General features: G+C 45.5%; 21 protein-coding genes. 2 read left to right on the top strand and 19 right to left on the bottom strand.

Translation table 11 applies throughout. The features are described from left to right. Nucleotides 1-213: 213 nt before the first annotated feature. From MHH25_RS13330 to MHH25_RS13305, 6 genes are all read right to left on the bottom strand, one after another. Nucleotides 214-1,197, bottom strand: a complete 984-nt coding sequence (locus tag MHH25_RS13330; RefSeq protein ID WP_340020192.1) for a sensor histidine kinase — start codon at nucleotides 1,195-1,197, stop codon at nucleotides 214-216. After that, nucleotides 1,194-1,898, bottom strand: a complete 705-nt coding sequence (locus MHH25_RS13325; protein WP_047842720.1) for a response regulator transcription factor — start codon at nucleotides 1,896-1,898, stop codon at nucleotides 1,194-1,196. The genes MHH25_RS13330 and MHH25_RS13325 overlap by 4 nt, the downstream gene beginning before the upstream one ends. Nucleotides 1,899-1,939: 41 nt before the next feature. Beyond that, nucleotides 1,940-3,280 carry a beta-N-acetylhexosaminidase gene (nagZ, locus tag MHH25_RS13320; protein WP_340020191.1) on the bottom strand — a complete coding sequence of 447 codons (1,341 nt, stop codon included), beginning with the start codon at nucleotides 3,278-3,280 and terminating at the stop codon, nucleotides 1,940-1,942. A gap of 397 nt (nucleotides 3,281-3,677) precedes the next feature. Continuing rightward, entirely contained in the window at nucleotides 3,678-4,781 is a 1,104-nt protein-coding gene (locus MHH25_RS13315) for an NADH:flavin oxidoreductase (RefSeq protein WP_340020190.1), read from the bottom strand. Between the two features lie 333 nt (nucleotides 4,782-5,114). Beyond that, the gene (locus MHH25_RS13310) at nucleotides 5,115-6,428 is read right to left on the bottom strand and encodes a hypothetical protein (protein ID WP_076249527.1); all 1,314 of its coding nucleotides are present in this window, start codon (nucleotides 6,426-6,428) and stop codon (nucleotides 5,115-5,117) included. A gap of 181 nt (nucleotides 6,429-6,609) precedes the next feature. After that, nucleotides 6,610-7,659, bottom strand: coding sequence for a 2,3-butanediol dehydrogenase (locus MHH25_RS13305; RefSeq protein ID WP_076318073.1), 1,050 nt, complete (start codon nucleotides 7,657-7,659; stop codon nucleotides 6,610-6,612). Nucleotides 7,660-8,045: 386 nt separating this feature from the next. Between MHH25_RS13305 and MHH25_RS13300 the strand changes: the two genes are divergently transcribed. Then, on the top strand, nucleotides 8,046-9,083 hold the full coding sequence (locus tag MHH25_RS13300; RefSeq protein WP_036608611.1) for a LacI family DNA-binding transcriptional regulator: 1,038 nt from the start codon (nucleotides 8,046-8,048) through the stop codon (nucleotides 9,081-9,083). A gap of 134 nt (nucleotides 9,084-9,217) precedes the next feature. Here MHH25_RS13300 and MHH25_RS13295 read toward each other — a convergent pair whose 3' ends face one another. After that, entirely contained in the window at nucleotides 9,218-10,186 is a 969-nt protein-coding gene (locus MHH25_RS13295) for a D-2-hydroxyacid dehydrogenase family protein (protein WP_315372421.1), read from the bottom strand. Between the two features lie 80 nt (nucleotides 10,187-10,266). Next, complete coding sequence (locus tag MHH25_RS13290) at nucleotides 10,267-10,848, bottom strand: TetR/AcrR family transcriptional regulator (RefSeq protein WP_340020189.1); 582 nt, start codon at nucleotides 10,846-10,848, stop codon at nucleotides 10,267-10,269. Between the two features lie 241 nt (nucleotides 10,849-11,089). Here MHH25_RS13290 and MHH25_RS13285 point away from each other — a divergent pair, with 241 nt between their 5' ends. After that, nucleotides 11,090-12,310, top strand: a complete 1,221-nt coding sequence (locus MHH25_RS13285; protein WP_340020188.1) for an MFS transporter — start codon at nucleotides 11,090-11,092, stop codon at nucleotides 12,308-12,310. A gap of 1 nt (nucleotide 12,311) precedes the next feature. Here MHH25_RS13285 and MHH25_RS13280 read toward each other — a convergent pair whose 3' ends face one another. The 11 genes from MHH25_RS13280 to MHH25_RS13230 form a co-directional block, all read right to left on the bottom strand. After that, on the bottom strand, nucleotides 12,312-12,473 hold the full coding sequence (locus tag MHH25_RS13280) for a hypothetical protein (protein WP_155985038.1): 162 nt from the start codon (nucleotides 12,471-12,473) through the stop codon (nucleotides 12,312-12,314). 32 nt (nucleotides 12,474-12,505) lie between these two features. After that, nucleotides 12,506-12,961 carry an SRPBCC family protein gene (locus MHH25_RS13275; protein WP_340020186.1) on the bottom strand — a complete coding sequence of 152 codons (456 nt, stop codon included), beginning with the start codon at nucleotides 12,959-12,961 and terminating at the stop codon, nucleotides 12,506-12,508. 161 nt (nucleotides 12,962-13,122) lie between these two features. Beyond that, nucleotides 13,123-14,208, bottom strand: coding sequence for an HD domain-containing protein (locus tag MHH25_RS13270; RefSeq protein WP_036608620.1), 1,086 nt, complete (start codon nucleotides 14,206-14,208; stop codon nucleotides 13,123-13,125). A 283-nt stretch (nucleotides 14,209-14,491) separates the two neighbouring features. Then, nucleotides 14,492-16,327: a UbiD family decarboxylase gene (locus MHH25_RS13265; RefSeq protein WP_076327863.1), complete on the bottom strand. Its 1,836-nt coding sequence runs from the start codon at nucleotides 16,325-16,327 to the stop codon at nucleotides 14,492-14,494. Between the two features lie 214 nt (nucleotides 16,328-16,541). Continuing rightward, entirely contained in the window at nucleotides 16,542-17,873 is a 1,332-nt protein-coding gene (locus MHH25_RS13260; protein ID WP_076327862.1) for a HAMP domain-containing sensor histidine kinase, read from the bottom strand. A gap of 2 nt (nucleotides 17,874-17,875) precedes the next feature. Continuing rightward, on the bottom strand, nucleotides 17,876-18,544 hold the full coding sequence (locus tag MHH25_RS13255) for a response regulator transcription factor (protein WP_076327861.1): 669 nt from the start codon (nucleotides 18,542-18,544) through the stop codon (nucleotides 17,876-17,878). A gap of 29 nt (nucleotides 18,545-18,573) precedes the next feature. After that, a complete protein-coding gene (locus MHH25_RS13250) occupies nucleotides 18,574-20,538 on the bottom strand; it encodes an ATP-binding cassette domain-containing protein (RefSeq protein WP_340020185.1) in 1,965 nt (654 codons plus the stop codon). 196 nt (nucleotides 20,539-20,734) lie between these two features. Next, the gene (locus tag MHH25_RS13245) at nucleotides 20,735-22,687 is read right to left on the bottom strand and encodes an S-layer homology domain-containing protein (protein ID WP_340020184.1); all 1,953 of its coding nucleotides are present in this window, start codon (nucleotides 22,685-22,687) and stop codon (nucleotides 20,735-20,737) included. Nucleotides 22,688-22,777: 90 nt separating this feature from the next. Next, on the bottom strand, nucleotides 22,778-23,836 hold the full coding sequence (locus MHH25_RS13240; RefSeq protein ID WP_340020183.1) for a dockerin type I domain-containing protein: 1,059 nt from the start codon (nucleotides 23,834-23,836) through the stop codon (nucleotides 22,778-22,780). 192 nt (nucleotides 23,837-24,028) lie between these two features. Continuing rightward, on the bottom strand, nucleotides 24,029-25,321 hold the full coding sequence (locus tag MHH25_RS13235) for an amidohydrolase (RefSeq protein ID WP_340020182.1): 1,293 nt from the start codon (nucleotides 25,319-25,321) through the stop codon (nucleotides 24,029-24,031). Between the two features lie 78 nt (nucleotides 25,322-25,399). Further along, nucleotides 25,400-25,693: a hypothetical protein gene (locus MHH25_RS13230; RefSeq protein ID WP_036608638.1), complete on the bottom strand. Its 294-nt coding sequence runs from the start codon at nucleotides 25,691-25,693 to the stop codon at nucleotides 25,400-25,402. Between the last annotated feature and the right edge of the window lie 52 nt (nucleotides 25,694-25,745).

Here is a 25,745-nt window from a genome sequence, read left to right as displayed (position 1 = left end):
TAGTCTATCGAAGTTTCGGCCATTCTCCTATGGTTTAACCTTTCATCAACATGACAATGTTGTAAGGTTGCATCATAAAAATCAAAAAGACGCCTTCGCCCCGATCAGGCAATAGACGTCTATACTTACACTTACACTGTAATATATACTCCACTCACACTTCTTCAACAAAAATACACACCTCACGGCCCAATCTTACCTCAATCTGTCACTTCAGGAGTTGAATGTGATTCGGACAGTCGTTCCTTCGCCGTACACGGATTCAAGATCAATCCGATGATTCATCCGTGTTAACACTTCTTTGGCAATATACAGCCCCATGCCAGTGGACTCTTTGAAATGTCGCCCGTTCTCCCCGGTGAAGAAAGGCTGGAATACCCGATTTAGATCAGACTTCGGAATCCCAATGCCTTGATCCTGCACTTCCAGTATGATGGAGCGTTCGGCTTCATACGCACGCACATAGATCTTTTGCCCGCTGCCCGCGGAATATTTGATTGCATTGGACAGTAACTGTACTAAGACAAAACGAATCCACTTGGCATCGGATTGCACAACCAGCGCAGAATCGATATGCATCTCTGGATAGACGTGATTGCGAATAAAGAATCGCTTGAGTTCATGGATCGCCTCTTCCCCAGCGGTCTTCAGTATCACAGGTTCCACACTGAAATCCTGCTCGAAGGTATCCAACCGGGCCACATACAGCACAGTCTCCAAACCTCGCCTCATCTGGTCCGCTTCCTCCCGAATGCTTATGAACCGAGGATCGTCATCTTCCTGGCCTTCCACGGTCAACTCAATAACGGATAACGGTGTCTTCATCTGATGGACCCACTGGTTCATGAATGTCAGATATTCTTGCTGTCGTTGTTCCAGCCGATGAAGATGAGCATGATACTGGCCGTATTGTGAATCCAACAACTTCTCCAGCGCCAGTGATAAAGGACTTGTTTCGTTCAATGGTACAAATTCCTTCAGCGAATCCATCGACCGTGACATCCGGGTATAAAAGGAGCGATGTGAATAATAACGATACACCAAATATCCGATGTATAAAAATAATCCCAACGCTACGGCATAAGCAGCCGTGACCCAATCGTTGTAACCGTCATACCAGAACACTGCAACAACGGTGAACAAGATGGCAACAACCCAGCACGTTAAAGCGAGATGTTCTCGTATAAACAATCTCATGATGGTGAAGAGGCCTTCCAGGTATTGTTCAATCGGTAACCCGAACCTCTGACCGTTTCCAGTGCATCCGTAATACCAAGTTCGGCTAATCGTTTACGCACCCGGGTAACGTTAACGCTGAGTGTATTGTCATCCACAAAAGAGTCATCCCACAGCTTCTCCAAGATGGTCTCTCTGCTCACAAGCTTTGGACTGCGGCGCAGTAACGTTTCCAGCAGAATCGTTTCCTTCTTCGTCAGCTGCACTTTGCGATCACCAAGCTGAATCTCCAGTCTTTCCAAGTACACGACCAAGCCGTCCAGTTCCACCTTGCGTTCTTCGTCACGTGCAGCATAGTCCCCATATACCCGGCGCAGCTGACTTCGAATTTTTGCTATAACAATCTCATGCTCAAATGGCTTCGTAATATAATCATCCGCCCCGTTCTCCAGTGCCATGACCTGATCCATCTTCCCACTCCGTGCGGAGATAAACAAAATGGGGCATGTAGACAGCGTACGAATCTGGCGGCACCAATAGAAACCATCGTAACTGGGCAAGTTGATATCCAGAAGTACCACATGTGGCTGTACCTGCTCAAACTGTTGCACAATCATCTCAAAATCCTCGACCAGTACGGCCCGGTCCCCGTAGCGTTCAATATGTGATTTCAATAATCCCGCAATCTTGGGATCGTCCTCTATTATCATAATGGTATACATTATTGGATCTCACCTCTGGCAAAATCATAACACAGGATTTATTATCTAGCATCGATTTGCTTACGCCAATCCACAATATCTGCATTCAATTGCTTCAGGTCTCCGGAAGCTTTCTGATCATCGGATAACTTGTATTGTTGCTTCAATGCCAGGATACGATATACACTTTCATCAATTCGGGACTCAGTGATTTTGCCTGACTTTACTGCACTTATTAACGTATCAAAAATCGTCTTGGCACTCTCATAACTGTGAGCTACCAACAGAATGTCACTTCCTGCTTTAACAGTTGTTAGGGCTGCCTGGTCCAACTTGTAGTTCTTCGCGATTGCACCCATACTCAGGTCATCTGTGATGACGACACCATCATACTTGAACTTCCCGCGCAAATGTTCACCTATAATGACATCCGATAAGGAAGCCGGATGATCCGGGTCCAGCTTCGGGAACAAAATGTGTGCAACCATGACCGCCTCTACCTGCTCCTTCACTGCGGCCTGGAACGGAATCCATTCAAGCTCGGCCAGTTGTTTTTCCGTTTTATTCACGACAGGGAGATCGAGATGGGAGTCCACGGACGTATCACCATGACCCGGAAAATGTTTCACTACCGGAATAATGCCTTCATTACGTAGTCCCTTCATCTCTGCAATCCCCATACGTGACACCAGTTCTGCCGAGCTGCCGAATGAACGATCTCCAATCACCGGGTTCTTCGGGTTACTATTCACATCCAACACAGGAGCAAAGTCCACATTAAAACCCGCAAGCTGAACTTGTCTCGCCAGTAATTCGCCCATCGTTTCAGCAAGCGCGCTATCTTTCGTCTCTCCTACTTTTCTACTGGAAGGAATGGATTCCACCGTCTCCGGCATACGGCTCACTTTGCCGCCCTCCTGATCCACACTCATGAAGATCGGTACCGGGTTGGACTGATTCGCTTCCTTGATGGATTGTACAAACTTGGCTGTTCCCTCGAGTGTTGATACATTGTTGGCATAGAAAATAATGCCCCCTACCTTTTGATCGGTAATCATCTGTTTGGCTTGATCATCCAACGTTGTCCCTTGAACACCGGCCAGTATCATCTGTCCAATCTTCTCTTCTAACGTTAATGAACTAAGCTGCTCCTGCACCAGATCGACTTCTTCATGCGGTTCCTCTGGTACTTCTTCCTGCGGTGGAGCGGTATTCTGCTCCGGCGATGAAGAAGATTGCCCTGAGTTGGAGCCAGCGTTTGAGCCGGTGTTCGAGTCCGTTGCGGAGGAAGGTTTCTGTGCTTGGCCACATGCCGATAAAAGCAGTACGATCCCCAGCAGAAGACACATCATATGCAGTGGTTTTCTCCATGTATTGTTCGAGTTGTACCTATAGTTGTGCAAGGATATTCATCCTCCTTATGTAATGTCATCTTGGTAACCCTTGGGTTTAGGCCTAACCTTATCATAAGGTGGTGGATTTTCAAAATGAGCGCTTCTGAAGATCGAATCGTTGTTCAGACACTTAAGTGGCAAAAAAAGTGGTTGCACTGGAACCTGAGATGTGGAACTTAATGGTGTTGTGACTAGGCGCGTGTGCGATGTATGTGGAGAGTAAAAAGGAGTAACGGTGCAGAAAATGATTTTCTATTGTGAATTTTTCATATGTTGAAATTATTAGTATAGTTAAATTAAAAGGCCGCCCAAAGGCGGCCTTTTGTTCGTTTTTGTTTTACTTTTCGTTGTAAATCGTTGCCGTTCAGCGTTGGTTCACCTTTCACCAAACGTTCTTAGGCTTCTATTAATGGAGTGTTTGCAACACTTCCGTTGTAAATGGAATGATTTCGGATATGCGACCTTCACGAACTTTGGCAGGCCATTCGGGATCACTAAGCAGAACACGACCCAAGGCGATCAGGTCAAATTCATTGTTCTCCAGCTTCTCATTTAATAGATCCAGATGGGCATCCCCTGTTCCCTGGTTTTCGGTTGCTCTATCCACAAATTCAGCTTCAAGCCCTACCGATCCAACCGAAATGGCAGGTTTGCCAGTGATTTTCTGTGTCCAACCCGCAAGATTCAGCTCAGATCCTTCGAATTCCGGTAACCAGAACCGGCGTGTAGAACAATGGAATATATCCACGCCAGCAGCACTAAGTGGGGCCAAGAATTGCTCCAATTGTTCTGGCGTCTCCACCAGACGTGCCTCATAATTCCCCATCTTCCATTGGGAGAACCGGAGCACAATTGGGAAATCAGGACCAACCACTGCACGACAAGCTTTAATCACTTCAACCGCAAATTGGGTTCGACGTACCAAATCACCACCATAATTGTCGGTCCGTCGATTCGTCTGCTCCCAGAAGAATTGGTCAATCAGGTATCCATGGGCTCCGTGCAGTTCAATGCCGTCAAACCCGATTCGCTGTGCATCCGCTGCCGCTTGGGCAAATGCCTGTACAAGACCTCGAATCTCCTCTTCCGTTAATGGTTCACGTGATGGTTCACCTGCCATGCTAACCCCTGACGGACTTACAGGCTCAGCTTCTGCGTTAGGCAAGTCACCGGAACGACGTGCTGTACCCACATGCCACAATTGTGGCATGATTTTGCCACCCGCTTCATGTACTGCTTTCACTACATTAGCCCATCCTTGCAACGAATCTTCACCATGGAATAATGGAATACTCGCTCCACTAACCGAAGATGGATGATTAATGCCTGTGCCTTCCGTTATGATGAGCCCCACTCCACCTGCTGCTCTGCGACGATAGTATTCAGCAACTTCTGGTCCAGGTACACCCTCTGGTGAGAATCCGCGAGTCATGGGTGCCATAACGATTCGATTAGACAATGTTAGCTTGTCCGAGGTGAAAGGTTTGAATAATGCTGAAGGTACGTTCATAGTACATTGCTCCTTTGCAATTGGAAGTGTGGAACTCCGCATCCACATGAAATGCGACATGCTTTTGTATATTGTAACACGTGTAATCCAGTTGACTGGTTTAGGATTATTTCTCTATCCATTTTATAGTTTCTTAATTTTATTTTCAAATTTTCGAAGTTGGGCGTTCAAACTACTCTTATAGAAAAAAAAAGAAAGCTACCTTACGGCAGCCTCTGTTGGATCACACTACCGAAGCAGTCTGACATGCACTCTACTACATCTTAAAGTATTTTCCCGGTCACCAATAATGTGGATGTAGCATAGTATATAATCCATAATCTTCCTTCCAATTTAATTAGCATTCACGGGGATATCACTGCGATTCACTCGAAGCAATTTCCCTGATGAAGTTGATAACACATCCGGATCGGTACCCAGACCAAAGTAGAAGTCACCCTCGTTCTCTTCGAAAGACTTGGCATAGGTGTCCTGGTTAAAACGTAAAATCTCATTCCATGTGGTCAGATCAGTGGATTGGTAGACCCGATTGATATACAGATTGGCACTTTGGCGAGTGTACGTAAGCACATACACCTTGCCATCACGCAACAGCACATCGGTTGGGAGCGCCTTGGCATCCGGGAGATTAACTCGCCTTGCCTGATTGATGTCGGTCATGACATTCAAAGATTTGGGCAGCAGCTGCCCATCATTGAACACGCCTCCCGCTATATAGAGCAACTTGTTATTGAAGTTAACATTTTTGCCTATTTTATTATAAGGAATCGTGCCCGTTTGATAGGTTAGTCCAGGCAGCATTTTGTTACCATAGATGACAACATCCCGTTTCTCAAGATTTTCATTAATCTCCAAAATATTAGTTTTGTCATTCCATATTTTATTGGCAGGATACATCATGCCAGATGCATATAACTTGCCATTAAGATGGAACATGGTATAAGCCCGGAAACCAAACGTATTAATCGTCGCATATTTCTGCCAAGTTTCACCTTCATTATGAGAGATTAGAATGGTTGGTTTGGACTCCGTACCCAGCGCGGCAAACATCTTGCCCTGATAAGATGCCAAATCGTATACGTGTACACCCAGCGGCAGATTGCGATATTTGGTCCACACCTCGCCATCCAGACGATAGAAGTTACCCAGTTCCCACTGTTCACTATCGGAATCATTGCCAGGAATATATAACTTGTCGTTTAGTACTCTGTAGATATCAATCTGTTCCTCATCCACATACATCTTCGTTGATGGCAAAATGCCCGGGTTGCTGTTCGTCACCGACTGGGTCTTAAATTTTGCATTCGCTGTATCATAATAAATGACTGGAATAGGGCCTGAATTAGGAGCTACGCCCAGATTGCTGCTATTTCCGTGGCCCAAATATATCTTGCCGTTGTACAGTTGCATGTCCCAGACGTTATTAGCATATGGTGTTTTGGTAAAAGGTCTGCCTAGCAGTTCGATCTTCGATGTTACATCCGCTGAACTGATCGGTGCATTCGACACCTTGGCAAGCCCACGTTCCGTCGCAGGGGGTTGGCTCGTTGACGTGGTGTTTTTTGGCTTGGAGTTCCCCATAAGCATCCAGCTCATTCCTGCGACAATGGTCAAAATTACGGCTGTCCATTTTGTATGTCTCTGCATGTCCGCTTCCTCCTTCATTTTTTCATCATCATTACCTTCACACCAAGATGATACAAATTGTATCTTTTTATACTATGTAAAACCACCCGCACATGCAACAAATTCCGCCCTATTTATACAAAAAAAGTAGACAATCACATCTGTTGATGTGCTGTCTACTTGTTCTTACTGTCTGTGATTTCTATTCAGCTTTTACCAAAATCTTAACCTGATTTTTCTCTTTCAACAGTGCTTCAAATCCATGCTCTACCACTTCATCCAACGAAATTCGTTTGGTCACCAGCTTGTCAGCCGGGAAGAAACCTTTATCCATCAGACTGATAACAGCCGGGAACACATCGCGATAACCAATAATGCCATTAACTGTACGTTCTTTCATGACAATTGAGTTCGGGTGAATCGGCGCTTCCTGTTCAAAAATACTGACGATCATCAACTCTCCACCAATACGTGTCGAATCGATGGCTTGTTGCAGAACACGTGGAACACCGGTTACTTCATAAGCTACGTTAACGCCACCTTGTGTACGTTGATGGATCTCTTCCACGACATTAAACTGCGTTGGATCAATCACAATGGCACCGAGCTCTTCGGCTTTTGCTTTCCGTTCATCCGATAACTCCACTACATAAATATCCGATGCTCCCGAAGCTTTAAGCGCTTCGATGACCAGTAGTCCGATTGGGCCTGCGCCAAACACGGCTGCCGTATCTCCCACTTTCAGCTTGCTTTGGCGCACAGCGTGAAGTGCTACAGCTGAAGGTTCAACCAACGCACCTTGCTCATACGAGATTGAATCCGGAATGGCATGTACCATATTTTCTGCAGCAGTTACATACTCGGAGAATCCTCCTCCGCCTCCAGCGAGTCCAAGGAAACCCATCTGATCACACAGATTGTATCTGCCCTGTTTACAAGCTTCGCAGTGTCCACATGCATAGATGGGTTCTACCACAACACGATCGCCCGCCTTGAAACGCGTAACACCTTCCCCTACTTCAACCACCTGTCCTGAGAATTCATGCCCCATAACTATAGGCGCTTGTTCCCCTGTTAGCGGATGCGGTGCTTGAGCGGGAATGAAGATTGGACCTGCTGTGTACTCGTGCAAATCACTGCCGCAGATACCGCACCATTCCACTTTTATTTTAACCTTTCCTTCTTCAGGCTGAGGTTCATTAATATTTTCGAGACGTAAATCTTTGACTCCATGCCAACGTAATGCTTTCATTCATTTCATCTCCCAGATCATAATTTGTTATATAATCGGAAACGTTTCCGTAAATTAAATATGTCACATTTTAGATACGCTGTCAAACATATTTCTCCACTAATATGGCTATTTCATGATCATATCGAGTTCACTTAAGAATGCTCGCACTTTAATTCAAGTGATCTTAGGGGTATTACAAACGATGTAATCCTTGTTATTAACATATATCATGGCAAATATTATTGTAGTCCCATTGAAATTTAATCAGGCGTTGCCATAAATCTGGCCCATTCACGGGATACTTCATTGTTCAAATGTTATAATCAAGTTATATAACTATCGTGAAGTTCATACATATTCCTAATAATTCGGAATCGTTTCCGATAAAGTGAGGTAACCGTACATTGAGGAAAGAACAGAAACTTACGATCAAGGACGTTGCAGAGCGTGCCGGCGTGGGCATCGCTACCGTATCCCGGGCCATCAACAATTCAGAAGGCATCAGCAGTAAAACACGGGATAAGGTGATGCAGGCCATTGAAGAACTGGGGTTTGTACCCAACACCTCGGCACAGAGTCTGAAAATCCGGCAAACGCACCAGATCGCTCTTGTTGTACCCGACATACGTAACGCCATCATTCCGGAAATCTCCTGGTCTGTAGAGCAAACGGCGAAGCAGCATGGGTACCATGTCGTGCAGATCAATACGGCAGGCAATGCCAGAACGGAGCTTGAAACCATTCGTAATGTCAAAAAATTGCATGTGGACGGACTAATCTTCATGCCTCTGGCGTACCCCAAAACGTTACCCGGACTGATTGATAAGGCGCCGCTCCCTATCTCCATGATTAATTACGGCAAGAAACTGGAACCGGGTATGAAAGCGGATATCGTCTCTCTCTCTCAACCTGAAGGAAAATTGGTAATGGAACATCTGTTCAAGATCGGTCGAACTCGAATTGCATATGCGGGAGCACCGAAGGACATTATTGAAGAACGCTTTCGTGCGTATGAGCAAGCCGTAGGCCATGTGGACATTTCTCTCGTCTACTTTGGTGAGGACTTTTCATTGAATACAGGTGCCAATGCTGCAGATTATTTTTACGGACTTACGCATATGCCAGATGCCGTCTATGCCATTAATGATATGGTTGCCATCGGATTGGTTAATCGGTTCAAGGAGTTAGGGGTTCGTGTACCTGAAGATGTGGCTGTTGTGGGTGTGGATAACAATCAATGGACAACCGTCACGTCTCCTCAGATTAGTTCCGTGTCCATTATGGGCGAAGAAGTCGCCAGACTTGCTACCGAGCTGTTGTTAAAACGAATTCGGGAGATGAGCACGACCGATTACGAACACATCCAATTTGAACCGCGCTTAATCGTTCGTGAATCAAGCGTCGCCATGATTCATTCCTCCCAGCGAGGACCACACAGTTAAGCTATTCCTTCATTTGTTCTACTACACAGATATACTAATAAGGTGTTGCTCAGGTCTAACTCTTTCCTGGCAGCACCTTATTTGTCGTTGATTCTATATAACTATAGCAGAGTCATACTAAGCATACGTTCATTCTAAGAAAGCAGTTGTCTGATCGGTGTTCCCTTCAGGAACATCGCTATATTCTCTACGGTATGATTATAATAGATCTCATAATTGCCACGAGTCACATAACCCAGATGCGGTGTTGCCAGGACGTTGGGTAATGTTCGCATCACATGGTTAACGGGGAGCGGTTCCTGCTCATATACATCCAGACCTGCACCAGCAATCACACCACGCTGCAATGCCTCCACCATAGCTTCCTGATCGACGATGCCCGCTCGCGACGTATTGATGAGTAGCGCACTCGATTTCATTAGTTGAAACTCGGCTTGTCCGATCAGATTCCGCGTACGATCACTCAATACTAGATGTATGGATACGATGTCGCTCTGTGCAAGCAGTTGCTCCTTGGTCTCGGACCAGATCACACCATGTTTTCCGGCTTTTTCTTGTGTTAGATTCTCGCTCCAGGCCATCACATTCATGCCAAATGCTTGTGCAATCTCAGCCATGCGAGTACCTATCTTGCCCAAACCAAGCAATCCAAGTGTTCTCCCATGCAAATCCAATCCTACTGTGCTCTGCCAGTTACGATTGGAGCGAAGTGCATTATTTTCCGTAACCAGTTGTCTGGACAGCCCCAGAATCAGTGCCCATGTAAGCTCCGTCGGCGGATTAGAGCTTCCCTCAGTTCCACACACAATGATGCCGTTCTTCTCTGCAGCCTTGAGATCTATCGATGCGTTGCGCATACCACTTGTAATCAGAAGTTTGAGATTAGGGAGCTGCGAAATGACCTTCTCTGGAAACGGTGTACGTTCCCGCATCAGGACCACAATATCAAAATCCTGCAATTCCTGAATGACTTTTTCTTCCGAGCCCATATAGTTGTTGAATGTCTGAATCTCCACCTGATCCATCAACGGACCCCAGTCCGCCGACGTCAGCGCAACGTTCTGATAATCATCCAAAACGGCACAGCGCAACTTCGTATTCATTTCTGATCTCCTCCTATATCTGCTCAATTCTTGTCTATATTGTAGCAACTCCGCATCACTTTAAACAGAATAAATCCCTATTACTGCAGCAAAGACAGCGTAACTTGGATGCTCTGCTCTACAAATAAGCGGTCTGGTCCTGATTTCATCAGAACAGTCAGTCCAATCATGGATACAACCAGAGACTGTGCGACCGCACTCGCGTTCATGTCAGTGGACAACTCCCCGCTCTGTTGCCCTCGTTCTATCGTTTCTTCGAAAAGAACACCCAAGTACATCTGATGCTCCCGTGTAAGGACAGCGAATTTGGGATCATGTGGAGCCAGCTCAACCATCGTATTAATACAAAAACAGCCATGACTAGGCTCGGTCACACTCCCCTCTGCTCCAATATGTTCAAACAATCCACGAAAGGCTTCCCGCACGGAGGAGCCCTGTTGAAGTCTGGCTCTGACTTGAGCCGCATGCTGAGTGGTATACCTGCGAAGTGCTGTTTCGAATAATTCCTTTTTATCGCCAAAAGCCGCGTACAGACTGGGACGTTGTATGCCCATTGCGGTCGTCAAGTCATTTAAAGATGCCGCTTCGAACCCTTTGTCCCAAAACGTATGCATCGCTGCATCAAGTGCTTTATCCGTATCAAATCCCCGTTGTCTAACCATACAATCCACCTCTTTATGTATCGATCAGTATGTTTATATATTTTAACCTCACTCTTATTACAAAGTCAAAACCTAATAACCGGAAAGGAGTTTTTAGCTATAAATGAATCGAAAAGTCTGGAATAGAAGCGATCGCATACCCTCACCCAATTCTCTATTGACAGAATTCACGCAAATAAAGTATGGTTATTCCGAAACATAACATACTGATCAGTACAGAATAGAAAGGTGACATCCATTTATGCAAACTTCTTCTCCAGATGCACAATTATCCAATAAGGATCGTCCTGCCATGTCACGGTTAGTTGCTCTTCTTTTTGCCGTGTGCAGCGGACTTGCGGTCGCCAATATCTATTATGCTCAGCCTTTACTGGACTCCATCGCTCAAGAATTCAGCCTCTCTCCATCATCCATAGGGATTGTCATCACAGTGACTCAAATATGTTATGCCTTGGGGCTGTTCCTTCTTGTTCCGCTTGGTGACCTCTTAAATCGCCGCAAGCTGATCATCATTCAAATGCTCTTATCCGTGCTTGCACTGGTTCTCGTAGGAACCGCACAATCCAGCTCACTTTTATTCACGGGCATGGCTGTCGTAGGTCTACTCGCGGTCATTACGCAAACGCTCGTTGCCTTTGCTGCACACTTGGCAGCCCCTTCCGAACGTGGTCGCATTGTCGGTCAGGTAACCAGCGGAATCGTCATTGGCATTTTACTTGCACGAACGGTTGCAGGTACGCTGAACGATTGGTTCGGGTGGAGATCGGTATATCTCTTCTCTGCCAGCCTTACATTACTCGGAATTGTCGCCTTATATCTTGTTCTCCCAAAGCAGCAGTCCCCGCAAGTAAAACAAAGCTACTTCCAATTACTCGGTTCCGTCTTGCAACTGTACCGTGAGTTGCGTGTGTTACGAGTACGAGGTGTGCTGGCCATGCTGATTTTTACAGCCTTCAGCATCTTATGGACTTCTATGGTACTGCCACTAAGCAGCCCTCCACTGTCCCTGTCTCATACAGTCATAGGTGCATTCGGTCTCGCAGGAGCGGCGGGAGCATTGGCTGCTGCCCGTGCAGGTAAACTTGCCGACCGGGGCCTTGGGCAGAAAACAACCGGTGTCGCCCTTGTCATTCTGCTCTTGTCCTGGCTGCCCATCGGTTATGTCCATCATTCTCTCTGGTTTCTGATCCTGGGTGTTATCCTGCTCGATCTCGCCGTGCAGGCCGTACATGTTACCAACCAGAGTCTGATCTACGAAGTTCGTCCCGAAGCGCAGAGCCGCCTGACGGCAGCTTATATGATCTTTTATTCCATCGGCAGTGCAACCGGCTCCATCGTTTCTACCCAAGTGTATGCATGGGCAGGCTGGACAGCCGTTTGCTGGTTAGGTGCTGGCGTTAGTGCAGCAGCCCTTGTATTCTGGATGATCGATCGTTATATGCATCGGAATATCGATCGTTGAATTAGTCCAGTTTATTCCACACCACAATAAAAAGAGTTGCCAACGGACCAAATAACAGGGAAATCAGAAACCAGTTCCGACCACTTCTGTTTTTTCCCTGAGCCAGTCCGGCATTAATCAAGGCAAGTGTGCCCCAACCTACAAAATATTCATTATCCATCAAATGTCTTCTCTCCTCTATCCATTCAATTCTGGCTACTGCTCAAGCATATCTTTGAGCTTACGATTACGATCCTCTAGAAATGCCTGCATGTATCTCTTCAGCACAAGTCGCTCCGTTGCCCATCCTAGCAATCCAAGTGGTGCTTCGAATCGAAGTGTGTCTCTCATGCAAGTCATCTGATCCCCAATTACGCTGAAATGATGTTCATGTCGCATGCTCTTGAAAGCCCCTTTCTCCATCTGATCCACAAAGAGGAAAGGTCGTTCAAACTGCACAATTCGGGACTTCAACTTCTGTCTGACCCCAAAATGAGTAGCCTGAAATGTAACGGTATCCCCTGCTCCAATTCTTCCTGTGGTTACTCCTGCAACTGCTCGCTCTCTTGTATGTTGCCAGACGGTCTGAGTATGTACATCAATATCCCGGGCATAGTCAAAGCATCGTTCAATCGAGGCATGTATTGTAATCTCGGTTGTCACTTCATTCATAGCGATCGCTCCTTGGCAGGAAAAATAAGGTCTTTGCAAAGTATACGCTTGCTTCCTTGGTCGAACAACACATCTAGGATGATATAACAAAAAACGGGTCCCCTGTCTTCGTACAGGAGGCCCGTCCTCAATATAAGTAAGGAATACAGATCATATTTAGATTAAATAAGCAATTCATCAATGGCAAGCGTACGCTCTTTGGAGAGATCGCGATATTCTTCAGACTCCACTTTGATGAGTGGTTTGAAAATATCGGACGTATTGTTCATGACAATAACACCTTTTTCTCCATTGCTGAGCAGTACCTGTTTCCCGATGAAATTAGGAAGCAAATGTTGCATCAATGCCTGAACCGGTTTTTCATTCAGTTTACCAAATCCCATTCCATAGATATCTCTAAGGTTGTTGATCAGGTTTGGATTGCTTCCTCCGTGGTTCCCGGATCTCATGCCTATATAGATATCCGCTACAGATACAATCTGTGTATATGGATGAATTTCACTTTTCTCAAGTTGCATCGGATAACCCGACCCATCTTCCCGCTCGTGATGTTGCAGAGCAACCAGTGCTGTCGCTTCATCCGTCATCGAATTTTTGATAATTTCATGGCCATATATGGTGTGACGCCGCATTTCAAGCTGCTCATCCGCCGTCAATGGTTCTGTTTTGTTCCGAATCCGGTGGGAAACTTTGCACTTTCCAATGTCATGCAGATAACCACCGCGACTAATCTGATAACTCTCCTTCTGAGAATATCCAAGCCAATTCGCGAGGTAGAATGACAACAATCCTACCTGGATTGAATGTGTATAGTTATTGACGTCATCCCGCTCCAGCATCATCAGGAGATGAACGACATCTTTTTGCTCATCCAGTCCTTCAACCATCGGTTGCAGTGCATCATCCACCATGGTGGCGTTGAACTTGCCAACGGTCAGAGCTTCGAGAAAAGCATTTTGATAATTATGTACAGTCTGAATAAATTGGGACTTCAGCTCTTCTTCAGGCGGTTCTTCCTTCGTAGTTATCCCCGAAGCATGCTTTGCGGCTGCTGCAAAAAATTCTGCTTCAGTGATTTCCTCTTCGCGTGATTCAATATCTACATAATCTACACGGTGCTGCATAAGCAAGGTGATATCCTCACCTTTGATCACAGTTCCCTTCCCGAGAACGTGTAATCCTGCATCGCTGAATGTATCCGCAGTTAGACGGTCTCCGTCTTGCAGGTTCATAATATGGATTCTCAAATCGGTATTCCCCCTGAACAATTCATTATAGTAACAGCACCCAACGGAACGGGGCCACAAAAATACCTATACTTCTTTATATCGTTATAATTCTTCATTTCATACATAGTTCAAACGACCTTAATCACAATGGTAAATACGAACGCCTAAGACTTTATCCTCACTCCAACATCCAAATTAGTCCCGGTTTTAAACTTTTACACACTTTTGTGCCTCATTGCCGTATCAGAGTAAGCCAAAGAAGTTCAAACGCTCCGTTTGAACTTCTTCAAGACATCTCAAATTAGATTTTGATCGAACCCAGACTAGCACCTTTAACAAAAAATCGTTCAATGCTCTTCTCGACCGAAGCATCGGGAATCAGCGGCGGTGCCTGATGGGGTTTGGTACGTGCATCAATAATCACCTGATCACAGCCCCAATGCTTGTGGTCATATCCGCTATTAACCCCGTACATGTCATGTGAAGGGTTGCTGCGAGTAAAGGTTGCCCATAAGAAGTTGCTGAGGTTAGCACTCAGGAACGAACTGTCGTCACATAGAATGATCATCGGACACGAGTCCAGACCTCCCTGTTCTTTCAATAGAGACGTGAATGCTTGCATCTCCTGTGCTGTATCCGCATAACTCGTAAAGGCCGATGTCTGGATCGAAACGATACCCGGCATGATGAGCTGTGGATTCTCATAACCACGAATGTTTTTCAAAGACTCTGGCACTTCCGAACACAGCTCCCGAATCTTGTCGCCATACGCTGCAAAAACGACCTTGCTGCCGCTGTTCAGTCCTGTACCCGAATAATCCAGTGTATCAATCGTCGTATGGGTATGGAAATGAATATCCCGCTGCATATCCATACGTTCCAAAATATAGGTCAGGAATTCAACTTCCTTGTGGGTATCCAGAGGTTGCTGATCCTCAGCAGTAATAAACAGGTACTTCGCAAGACTGAGCTGACCCGTACCCAAAATACGATTGGCAATCGTAAGCAACTCTGTCGGCTGCTTCACCGCCTGATACGGCGTGTAACGTTCACTGCCGATGGCAAACAGTAATGGATGGACCCCTGCCGCATCGACCGCATGCACTTCTTTGACACCTGGAATCTCCTGTTTGATCGCGTCTCCAGTAATCTCATGAATCAAATCACCAAACGCCGTATCCTCTTGCGGCGGACGACCAACAACCGTAAACGGCCAGATGGCATTAGGTTTGGCATAGACTTTATGCACACGCATTAACGGGAATTCATGTGTCAGACTGTAATAACCCAGATGATCACCGAACGGCCCTTCGGGTTTTGTCTCACCTGGGTAGATATCACCCGTGATGACAAAATCAGCATCATTACTGATGCAATATCCGTCCTTGTAACTGTACCGGAAGCGACGTCCAGCGAGCAAACCGGCAAATGTCATCTCACTTAGTCCTTCAGGCAAAGGCATAACCGCTGAAAGTGTATGTGCAGGTGGACCACCAATGAAAATACTAACTTTCAGTGGTTCTCCCTTTTTGACAGCTTTGGCTTGATGTATACCAATTCCGCGATGAATCTGATAGTGTAACCCTATTTCCTTGTTCATTTCAAAATCATTGCCATCCAGTTGAACCCGGTACATCCCCAAGTTTGAATTCATGATTCCTGGTTTGTCCGGATCTTCCGAATACACCTGCGGTAGAGTCACAAATGCCCCACCGTCCATAGGCCAGTGCTTGATGAGAGGCAAGTCCGATATTTGAATCTCTTGCGCGGACACGGGTAGGCTTATAGATTTCTGTTTAGGCAGCGCCTGCCACGCAGCTAGACCTGTGCTTACATGCTGAAATGGCGTCTTAAGCGCCTTCATGGGATCGTCACGAACTGCCATGACCCGTTGTACGCCTTCCAGCGTACCGCGGAACATGAACTTGCTTCGTTCCACCGTGCCGAACAGATTGGATACCGCCTGGAACTTTGAGCCTTTTACATTTTCGAATAACAACGCCGGGCCTTTAGCCTCGTGCACTTTCATGTGGATCGCTGCCATCTCCAGATGAGGGTCAACCTCTTCTTTGACCCGAATCAAATGACCGTGCTGCTCCAGATCGTTAATACAATCTTCCATATTGCGATATTTCATTGGATGGCTCCATTCTCTGTATGATTAAATTAATTAAGTTCATAGATTCACATAACGTCTCTTCTATTTTATCAAATGATCCACTGCTAAACAAAACTATATGTGAAATTTTGTCGCGAATACAGATATTAAAAAAAGCAATCTGGCAGCAATCTGAATCCTGAACGCACAGGGACCGATTGTTTCCATATTGCTCTCTCTGTTCTGGCTTGCCTTAAGGTGTAATGGTCGATCTGGGGATCGTGACAATAAACTGTGTGCCTTTACCCATTTCGCTCTCTACATCAATTGTACATTGATGCAATTTCAATATTTTAATCACAATGGACAAACCCAATCCATTCCCTCGAAGCGAGCTGCTCCGCGCTTTGTCCACCATGTAGAATCGATCAAAGATATACGGGAGAGCTTCCTCAGGTATTCCTTGTCCAGAATCTCTAATCAATACCTTCACAAATGAAGATGACGTCTCAATTTCAACATGAATGGCACCTTGTGGACCGGTGTATTTGATCGCATTGTTTATTAAATTTTGCCAGACCTGATCAAACAAATCTTTGTCCACTGTGATCTCGCAGGGCAACAAATCCAATTCGATCTGGATGTCCTTCTGAGCCCACTGCGGCTCTGCCAGTAAGATCGCCCTTCTTAATTGTTCATCTACCTGGAATGTGGTGAAATGAACCGGATGATGCTCCGAATCCAGCGAGGCTAGCCGAAGCAGATTATCACTGAGCCTCGATAAGCGCAGCGTTTCCTCATAGATAATATCCAAATGCTCTTTCTGCTCTTCTAATGGAATAACACCATCTTGAAGTGCTCTGGTGAATCCTCTAATTGATGTGAGCGGAGACTGCATTTCATGAGAGACGTTGCTGACAAAGTCATCACGAACCGAATCAATTTTCTGCAACTCACTGGCCATATGATTAAAGCTCTCCATCAGTTCGCCAAACTCATCCTGATTATTATGTTTCAAGCGGACCGACAGGTCACCTGATGACATCTCCTTCGCTGCAACCGTTAATCTCTTAATCGGTTTCACAATGTACCCGGACATGAACAGGATTAATAAGCTGCCAATCACCAGAACTGTTAATAGTGAGGTTAAGAGCGTGTTTCGCAGTGTATGAAAAAGAGAGGAGAAATCGCTTTGAATCAGAAATGTGCCGATCCCCTCGTTTGTTCCAGGAACACCTATGGTCGCGACTCCATCTTTACTGGACAGAAAAATGGCATCCGTTGTACCCGCCTCAAATAACGAATGAACTTTGGCCTCTGGCAAGGAAGATAACACTTCACTTTGTTCATTCACGGGAGTGATATTTAAGCCGTAGCGAGCAAAGATACCTAAGCTTGATTTCACTTTTTCCGGATCATCGATCAGGTTAATCAGTGTAGCGAGGTCTTCAGCAAAAGTAACCATAAAACGATTCGGTGTCTTTTCTTGGGACCCGTTATTTATCATAAAGGAGAGAATTAAACTCACCAGAACAATCCCGATAAACGTAGCTACGATACGAAGTCGCAGGCTTTTCCTAAACATTTTCATGCCCGCTCCAGGCGATAACCGAGTCCTCTTATCGTTGAGATCACTAGCTCAGGTACGGGTTCAAGCCGTTCCCTTAACCGTTTGATATGTACATCAACAGTACGCTCATCTCCTTCGTAATCGATGCCCCATATGTCATCTATAAGCTGTGTACGTGTGAATATTTTCCCTGGCGAACTCGCCAGAGAAAATAACAATTCACATTCCTTCTTTTTCAATTCGATGGTTTGTCCATCCGCAATGACCATCAGGTTGCCCAAATCAATCGTTACACCGCTGATCTGAATCATGTTTGATGAACTTTTGTTATATCTTTTCAGTAATGATTTTACACGCAGGATTAATTCCACAGGATCAAATGGTTTAACCAGGTAATCGTCTGACCCGGCATTAAATCCTCTGACTTTGTCCTTGGATTCTCCCTTGGCAGTCACCATCAGGATGGGAATATCCAGATAAGACCGAATATCTTCCGTCAGTTCAATGCCGTCTATTCGCGGCATCATCACATCCACAATCGCCAGATCAACTTTTGTATGAGAGAGGATATCTAACGCCTCTTGACCGTCTGGTGCTTCCAGCACGGAAAATTGATTCTTTTCAAGATAGATTCGGATTAATTTGCGGATATGGGAATCATCGTCCACCACCAGAATTGTGTTCATGTAGCCATTATCCTTTCCAAAATTGATATTTATTCGTATCGTAAGGATTCCATCGGGTCCAGCCTCGCCGCTTTTGATGATGGCATCAAACCGGCAACAATACTAATCGCTGTACTTACCACGATACCAAACAAGATATAATATCCAGAGAGATTAATGAGTTTGGCTCCAAACGCATTGTCCAAAAGAATGTTTAATACATAACTAATGATCACTGCAAAGATTACCGCAATAATACCACTAAATACGCCTAATAAGGCAGATTCGGAGAAGAATATTCGCTTGATATCTTTCTTTCTTGCTCCAATCGCCCGGAGAATTCCGATCTCCTTTGTCCGTTCCACGACACTAATATAGAGTACTACCAGTATCATAATACCGGATACGATCAACGAAATACCTGCAATACCCGCAAGTACAATGGAAGCCATACTTACATATGTGGTGATATTCTCCATGACCTTGGCCATTTGGGAGCCTGCGAAACCAGCGTTTACAGCAGCTTCATTGATATCATTTACATACTTCATATCGGTTGCATAGGCGTTAACTTGAATTGGCCCAATCGTTATTCCTTCGTCCGCATACATTTGCTCCAACGTCTCTGATGAAATGTATCCCGGGGATTGTTGCATTGGAGATTGCCGATCTGCCGCTTCGTAGATCCCTGAGATTGTTACTTCTTTCTCCAAAGTCACTGGTTTATTATTACTATCCATCTCATTGATATATAAAAACACGGACTTGCCGATCATGGTTTCAGCTTGATCATTTCCGCTTAATTGTTTCGCTGTATCGAGAGGTAACAGCATCTGATTTTCTACCGGCAGAACACCAGTTGTCATCAATACTGGATCAAAAGCATCCGTTAACGTTGTTAACTGTGTGAGTCCTACACTTTGTTTTTCATTCACCATAGTGGATTTGCCTGTAATGGTCGTAATTGTCTCTACATGATCCACATTAGGAAAATTGCGAATCGTCTCTACATCAGCTTCGGTGAACGGTTCACCTGGTGCCATCAAGGCCTCGGGACCTTGCATATCCTTGGCTTCTTTACTCGGCTTGGTTATATCCACGAGCAAAGGGTCCATACTTGAATTGATTTCGTCATTCATATACGTCGTTATTCCATTCCCCAAGGAGAGCATCAGGAGTACACTTAGTATACCTATAGATCCACCCAATGCTACCAGTACATTACGCTTGCCGTTGAGTTTCATATTTTTAAGTGCCATCTTGAATGAAGCAAGCAAGCTCAGGCTCCGGGAAGAATCCTGACCACTCTCGTAAACAGCCGTAGAAGGATCTTTCAGGTGAATATCGTCACTAATGCGCCCCTCTTCAACCTTCACAATACGTGTACCGGAGTCAGCGACTTTCTGCGAGTGAGTAACGGCAATCACCAGCATTCCCTTTTTGGCTATACTGTCGAGCAGAGCGAGGATTTGATCTCCGTTTTCCCTATCCAGAGCACCCGTCGGTTCATCTGCAAGAATAATATCGGGATTGTTGGATAACGCCCGTGCTATGGAAACCCGTTGCTTCTGACCGCCAGATAACTGGTTGGGACGTTTGTTCAGATGATCCTTCAGTCCCACCTCTGTCAATATATCTACGGCACGTTGGTTGCGATCCTTCTCATTGGTATCCGTCATTTGCATCGCAATCGTCACATTTTCGAGGACAGACAGATGCGGGATCAGATTGAAATTTTGAAAGACAAAGCCGATATTATTCTTCCGATAATCATCCATTTCCTTCTCTGTCATGGCACTTAAGTTCTTGCCACGAACAACGACGTCCCCTTCATAGTCGGAGTCCATACCACCAATGATATTCATCAGTGTCGACTTACCACAGCCAGATTCGCCGAGGATGGAGACAAATTCCCCTGTCTCAAAACTTAAGTTCAAACCGTGGAGTACCGGAACTCTTTCTTTTCCATATAAGGTGTATGATTTCTTCACATTTTTAACTTCTAGTATTTTCATATGGATCTCTTCCTCTCCTGATCATGCACGATATCTATCTATTTGATGTTCATATCGTAACAAATCAGTATGAACTGATAATGAACTGGACCAGTGCACCTATAAGAGGTTGTTCAAAAGAACTATATACAAAAAAACACCTACAGCTTGCTTGAAACAAATCATTTCAAGTAAGTGTAGGTGTCCAGAAATTTGATTAGATTAATCCCGCTTTTGCCAGCAGCCTTTTCACAATCGCTGCCGACTGCGCACGACTAATGTCTGCATCTGACATCAGTTTGCCATCGGTACCTTGTACCAGCTCTTGTTTAATCGCCGATGCAACTGGCTCTGTTGCCCAAGCCTGTACTTTAGCGCTATCGCTGTATGTGCTAAGCAGACTTGTTGTCTCTGACGCGTCGGCCTGTGCCAGACCGACCAGTTTCATCGCACGTGACACAATAGTCAGCGCTTCAGCACGAGAAATTTCGCTATTCGGACGGAAGCTGTCGTCAGCATAACCTGAGATTAGGCCGTAGGACACAGCCGTCTGAACCTCATCCTCATACCAGCTGCCAGTCTTCACATCTGTGAACGATGCCGCTTCTGTACTGCGCGGGGAGTGCAGCCCCAAACCTCTTAACAGAACAGCCGTAAACTCTGCCCGTGTAATACTCCGGTCTGGCGCAAACACGTTCTCACCGGTACCTTGTACGATCAGACGGGATGCCAGATCCTGTACGTCATCACGACTCCAGTGACTTGATACATCGCTGAATGTTGCCGGATGATAGATCAGAGCGTAAGTGCTGTTCGTCAAGCTGTTAATAATAGCAGAATCTTGCACGTTACCTTTGATAACCTTTGTCGGTACATGCAGAAGGCTGCCATCTGGCTGAAGCACAACTCCTGTCGTGATCTTTGAACCATCGACACCTTCTGGCAAAGTAATGGAGCGCTCTACATAAGAGTTGAAACGATCTACATTAACTTGCTGTCCATTCCAGATCGCTTTTACTTCAAAATCAATCGGAGCTGCGATCACCGTTGTGTTCTCCAGCTTATCCGCTGCAGCCTGAATTGCTGTTTGTTTAGATGTGGCACTAGGCACAATAGCGATTTGGATTGTGATATCTTCCAATGGAACCGTGCTTCCGAATTGGTTCAGAATCTGATCCATTTGAATCTGGTTAGCTGGAAGTGTGTACGTACCGCTATCAGTCTGAATGACAACTTCGGCATTACTTCCTTCCATCGTTTTGACCAGCTTGCCGTTCAGTTCACCAACGACCGCACCCTTGCCAGTACCTGTAATAGGCAGCAGAAGCGTTTTTAGTCCACTTCCAATCTGATTGATGACTTTGTCATTATCCACATGAACCGTGGTGGTAACCTGATTGTTTACCGTTGATGTGCTAGCCGTAGCAGACTGTTCCTGTTTCTGACCGTTCACATAGATGTCTACACCTTTAGTTACCGCCGGAGTCGATGGAACTGGGGTAACGACTGGTGAAGTTGGCGATACGCTACCTCCTCCTCCACCCGAAGAGTTACCAGGATTCGGTGTAGGTGTCGAGCCGGAATTGTCGCCACCTGAGTTTGCTGCTGTAATTGTGATTGTTCCACCAGACAACTGAGCACCACTATTGTGTTCTACATTTGTAAAATGCCAATGTTCTGAATCAGTTTGATCTACGGATAGCTGTTTCGTTCCAGGCGCCGCATTGCTTTTGGCTTTGATTTCCATATCAAATAATTGGGTTTCATCTACAATTGAGTGGTCACCCCCAGTAAAATCAACCCAGATGATCCGTACCCAGCCTTCCGCATTATTAATTTGGTACTGGAAGTCTGCTACACCATCTTCATTTGGGGATGTGCTGATGACGTTGACAGATTTAGGCGTGATCCGAACAATTTCCAGTGCAGACGTATCATAATCAATCTGCATATTATAAGCTTTCACCCCGAAATAGGACTTCTTCAATGCAACAGGTACATGAACGGTCTGCCCTGCCTGTACGCTCACATTTGCAAATTGTACTTGTGATGGTTCTACCGGTTCTGCTCCAGCTACATTTGGCAATATGAGTGAAGAGAGTAATGTCAGTGCGATCAGACCTGACATTGTTTTTCTGATTCTAGGACGTTTCTTTTTCGGTTGAAACATGTGATAGCCTCCATGTCTGTATCAATTGATAGATCGTATGGTAAAGATAGAAAATGTATTGTTATTCGTTATCTAAAATAAAAAATTGAATTAATCAAGGCGTTGTATTTTTTCTTTTCCAACAATGTATACTTTTCTAGGCTCCGTATTCGAGTCCCAAGTGGACTGAGTAATAACTTCGAGCACAAGATAATAACCTTCGTCCTCATCTTTAACGGTATACTTTGCTCCTGTTTCCCCCTCGATTGGCACCATATCTTCTCTCGAAGCTTCTGTTGCGCGGTACCACTGGTAAGAAGGAGTATTAATGTAATCATTGTAATCAATATCCATTATATAATGACTAACGCCAATTTCATTTCCAATTAACATGGCATTCTTCAATTCACCATTTAGTACATACGGCGCATCATCTACTTGCTTAAAGGTCAACACATAGTCATTGTTTTTTCCACCAAGTGTTTTGCCTTTGTATCCTATTAACAAAGCATCCATATCCCCCAGAGTGGGTTCCGTATTACGATCTACATCCATTCGGTTCATCTCTACATAAGAAAAGCTGCGGCGAGTCATCATGTTACGAATATAATTGAAAAGGTCTACGGCATCCAAAGAATTCACTTTTCCGTCTGCATTTACATCCCCTTTTTTACTAATGTAAAGTTCAATGTTATCCGTAACAGTCTCTGGTGCACCAGAGATCATATAATTCGCTTTCAATTCGATGTTGATTTTGCCGCTTTGGCGAGGAATAACCACCAATGTACTGACAGGCGTTGTCATATTCTCATCCTGTCTCGTTTCTACATACGCCTCAGCGATGCTGTTATCACTTGAGCTGGCTGTAGGCGGGCTATACTCATCGGATCGAAATTGTGTACTTAGATTGATTCTGATGATATTATTGGTGGTTACCTCAATAGGCACTTCGGGCACAAAAGAAGGATTATCTTGTGCCGATGAATAACTTAACCAGTTAATGCCATCGTTAAGAACAGGTTGTGAAATCTTAATCTCCGGACCAATGACTCCTGCGTTAGCCTGCGGGAGCGCTCCACCTATAGGCAACGCAATGCCCAATCCGAGCGCAGTCAACATGCTTTTTTTCAATATTGGCTTAAGCCGTTTTTTGTTTTGTTTCCCCTTCAATTCATGTTCCTCCTCGTATACATTTCAAATTTGAACAACTACATGCTCAGTATAACGAGTCATTCTGAACCGATTCTGAACAGGACTATGGAACTATTTCCAGTTGTAATTCGACAAAAAACGCTATGGAGTATGCCTCCATAGCGTTTTGAGTACAAATCATTTTCCAGTTCGGATCATATTCACCTAAAATTAAATTCCCTCAACAATCCGTTTGGCTCTAACCTTCACCTCACGGTAAAGTTCATCCTCATCGATCGTGAGCAGCTTTCTGCCTCTCATGAGGATCTGACCATTCACAATCGTGGTGTCCACGTCCGCCCCATTTACGCTGTAAGCCAGTAACGATTCTACCTCATGTACCGGTTGAAGATGTGGTTTCGCCAGATCGATCAGGATCAGATCAGCTTTGCACCCCACCTCAAGCATACCCACTTCATCCTGTAGACCAAGCAGACTAGCACTTCCGCGTGTAGCCATGCTTAGTACGTCCTTGGCTGGCAAGCGAGTTGGGTCGCCATAATCCAGCTTTTGCAGCCAGGTCGCGGCTTTGATCTCCTCGAACATATCCACGGTTGTGGCACTTCCCGCTCCATCCGTTCCGATTCCAACGTTAATTCCCTGAGCCAACATCTCGGTAATTGGAGCAATTCCACACCCCAGCTTCAGATTGCTGACTGGGTTATGTGCTACACCGCCGCGCATGCCCTTCAATCTGCCGATGTCCCTGCGATTGAGGTGTACACCATGCGCAAGCAACACATGTGCCTGTTCGAACATACCCGCCTCTTCCAAATACTCCGTCGGTGTCATGCCATAGCGCTCACGAATCTTCACAACTTCTTCCTTTGTCTCAGCCAGATGAATATGTAGCGGGATATCCTCTGTGACAGCCATGGCAATGACTTCACGAAGCGGCTCCATGGGACAAGTGTAGGGTGAGTGGGGCCCATACATGGTTGTTATCCGTCCCTCGGCCGCTCCAGACCAGCGTTGCACAAGATCAATCGCCTCCTGCAACCTGCGTCCCCCATCCTCCTCCATGAATACCATCCCACGTGTAAGCGATGCCCGCATACCCGTTTGTTTAACCGCTTCTGCAATTTCGTTCATATGGATATACATATCCGCAAAAGCAGTGGTACCCGAACGGATCATCTCCGCGATGGATAACTTGGCACCCCAATAGATATCTTCCGGGTTCATCCGTGCTTCGGCGGGCAGCATTTTGCGTTCGAGCCAGTCCATCAGCTTCAGATCATCCGAAAATCCCCGGAGCAGACTCATTGGTGTATGTTGGTGGGCATTAATTAGTCCTGGCATGGCAACCTTATTACGTCCATCGATAATCTCATCTTGCGGTTGAGGCAGAATGTGATCAGCAATATGAGTAATGCGATCACCCTCAACACGAATATCCCCCGTAAAGGGGGCATCGGCATCTTTCATCGTTAGGATCGTAGCTTGCTGAATCAGTATACTCATTACATTCACGGCTCCTCTGAATTGGTTATGGTTCTTGCCATATCCGAGGGTAAGCCTTCACGTAACGGCAAGGTCAAGTCATTTTAATTTTTGGATCGTCATCTTTCTGAAATGTTGTATAAACGGTTTCGGGTCGATTTCGACCATATATGGATATACTCCTGTGCTTGTGTGCAAATAGAAAAATCCACCTTCATCACCCATACGGCGAAATGACATATCAAACACTTCCGTGATGTTGAACTCGCGGTATTTGGTCACGATTTTATCTGAATACAGAATCATGGAGCGGGCATTCATCTCAATCTCTTGGGCGAGACCCGTCACTTCTCTCTGTACTTTGTAATAAGGTAATACAGCAACGCAGTTCATGATCTCCCTCCATTCATGCCATGATTATTGTTCCATCATAGCAGATCGGAGG

It is taken from the genome of Paenibacillus sp. FSL H3-0457 (genome assembly GCF_037981725.1).
GTDB classification, from domain to species: domain Bacteria; phylum Bacillota; class Bacilli; order Paenibacillales; family Paenibacillaceae; genus Paenibacillus; species Paenibacillus amylolyticus.
Note: the sequence above shows the minus strand (reverse complement) of the source record. Positions and strands in the feature narration are given on the sequence as shown.

Excerpts from the sequence above, each read along its gene's own strand:
- MHH25_RS13330 (WP_340020192.1), bottom strand. The coding sequence starts at position 1,197 with ATGAGATTGTTTATACGAGAACATCTCGCTTTAACGTGCTGGGTTGTT.
- MHH25_RS13325 (WP_047842720.1), bottom strand. The coding sequence starts at position 1,898 with ATGTATACCATTATGATAATAGAGGACGATCCCAAGATTGCGGGATTA.
- MHH25_RS13315 (WP_340020190.1), bottom strand. The coding sequence starts at position 4,781 with ATGAACGTACCTTCAGCATTATTCAAACCTTTCACCTCGGACAAGCTA.
- MHH25_RS13310 (WP_076249527.1), bottom strand. The coding sequence starts at position 6,428 with ATGCAGAGACATACAAAATGGACAGCCGTAATTTTGACCATTGTCGCA.
- MHH25_RS13305 (WP_076318073.1), bottom strand. The coding sequence starts at position 7,659 with ATGAAAGCATTACGTTGGCATGGAGTCAAAGATTTACGTCTCGAAAAT.
- MHH25_RS13295 (WP_315372421.1), bottom strand. The coding sequence starts at position 10,186 with ATGAATACGAAGTTGCGCTGTGCCGTTTTGGATGATTATCAGAACGTT.
- MHH25_RS13290 (WP_340020189.1), bottom strand. The coding sequence starts at position 10,848 with ATGGTTAGACAACGGGGATTTGATACGGATAAAGCACTTGATGCAGCG.
- MHH25_RS13285 (WP_340020188.1), top strand. The coding sequence starts at position 11,090 with ATGCAAACTTCTTCTCCAGATGCACAATTATCCAATAAGGATCGTCCT.
- MHH25_RS13275 (WP_340020186.1), bottom strand. The coding sequence starts at position 12,961 with ATGAATGAAGTGACAACCGAGATTACAATACATGCCTCGATTGAACGA.
- MHH25_RS13265 (WP_076327863.1), bottom strand. The coding sequence starts at position 16,327 with ATGAAATATCGCAATATGGAAGATTGTATTAACGATCTGGAGCAGCAC.
- MHH25_RS13260 (WP_076327862.1), bottom strand. The coding sequence starts at position 17,873 with ATGTTTAGGAAAAGCCTGCGACTTCGTATCGTAGCTACGTTTATCGGG.
- MHH25_RS13255 (WP_076327861.1), bottom strand. The coding sequence starts at position 18,544 with ATGAACACAATTCTGGTGGTGGACGATGATTCCCATATCCGCAAATTA.
- MHH25_RS13250 (WP_340020185.1), bottom strand. The coding sequence starts at position 20,538 with ATGAAAATACTAGAAGTTAAAAATGTGAAGAAATCATACACCTTATAT.
- MHH25_RS13245 (WP_340020184.1), bottom strand. The coding sequence starts at position 22,687 with ATGTTTCAACCGAAAAAGAAACGTCCTAGAATCAGAAAAACAATGTCA.
- MHH25_RS13235 (WP_340020182.1), bottom strand. The coding sequence starts at position 25,321 with ATGAGTATACTGATTCAGCAAGCTACGATCCTAACGATGAAAGATGCC.
- MHH25_RS13230 (WP_036608638.1), bottom strand. The coding sequence starts at position 25,693 with ATGAACTGCGTTGCTGTATTACCTTATTACAAAGTACAGAGAGAAGTG.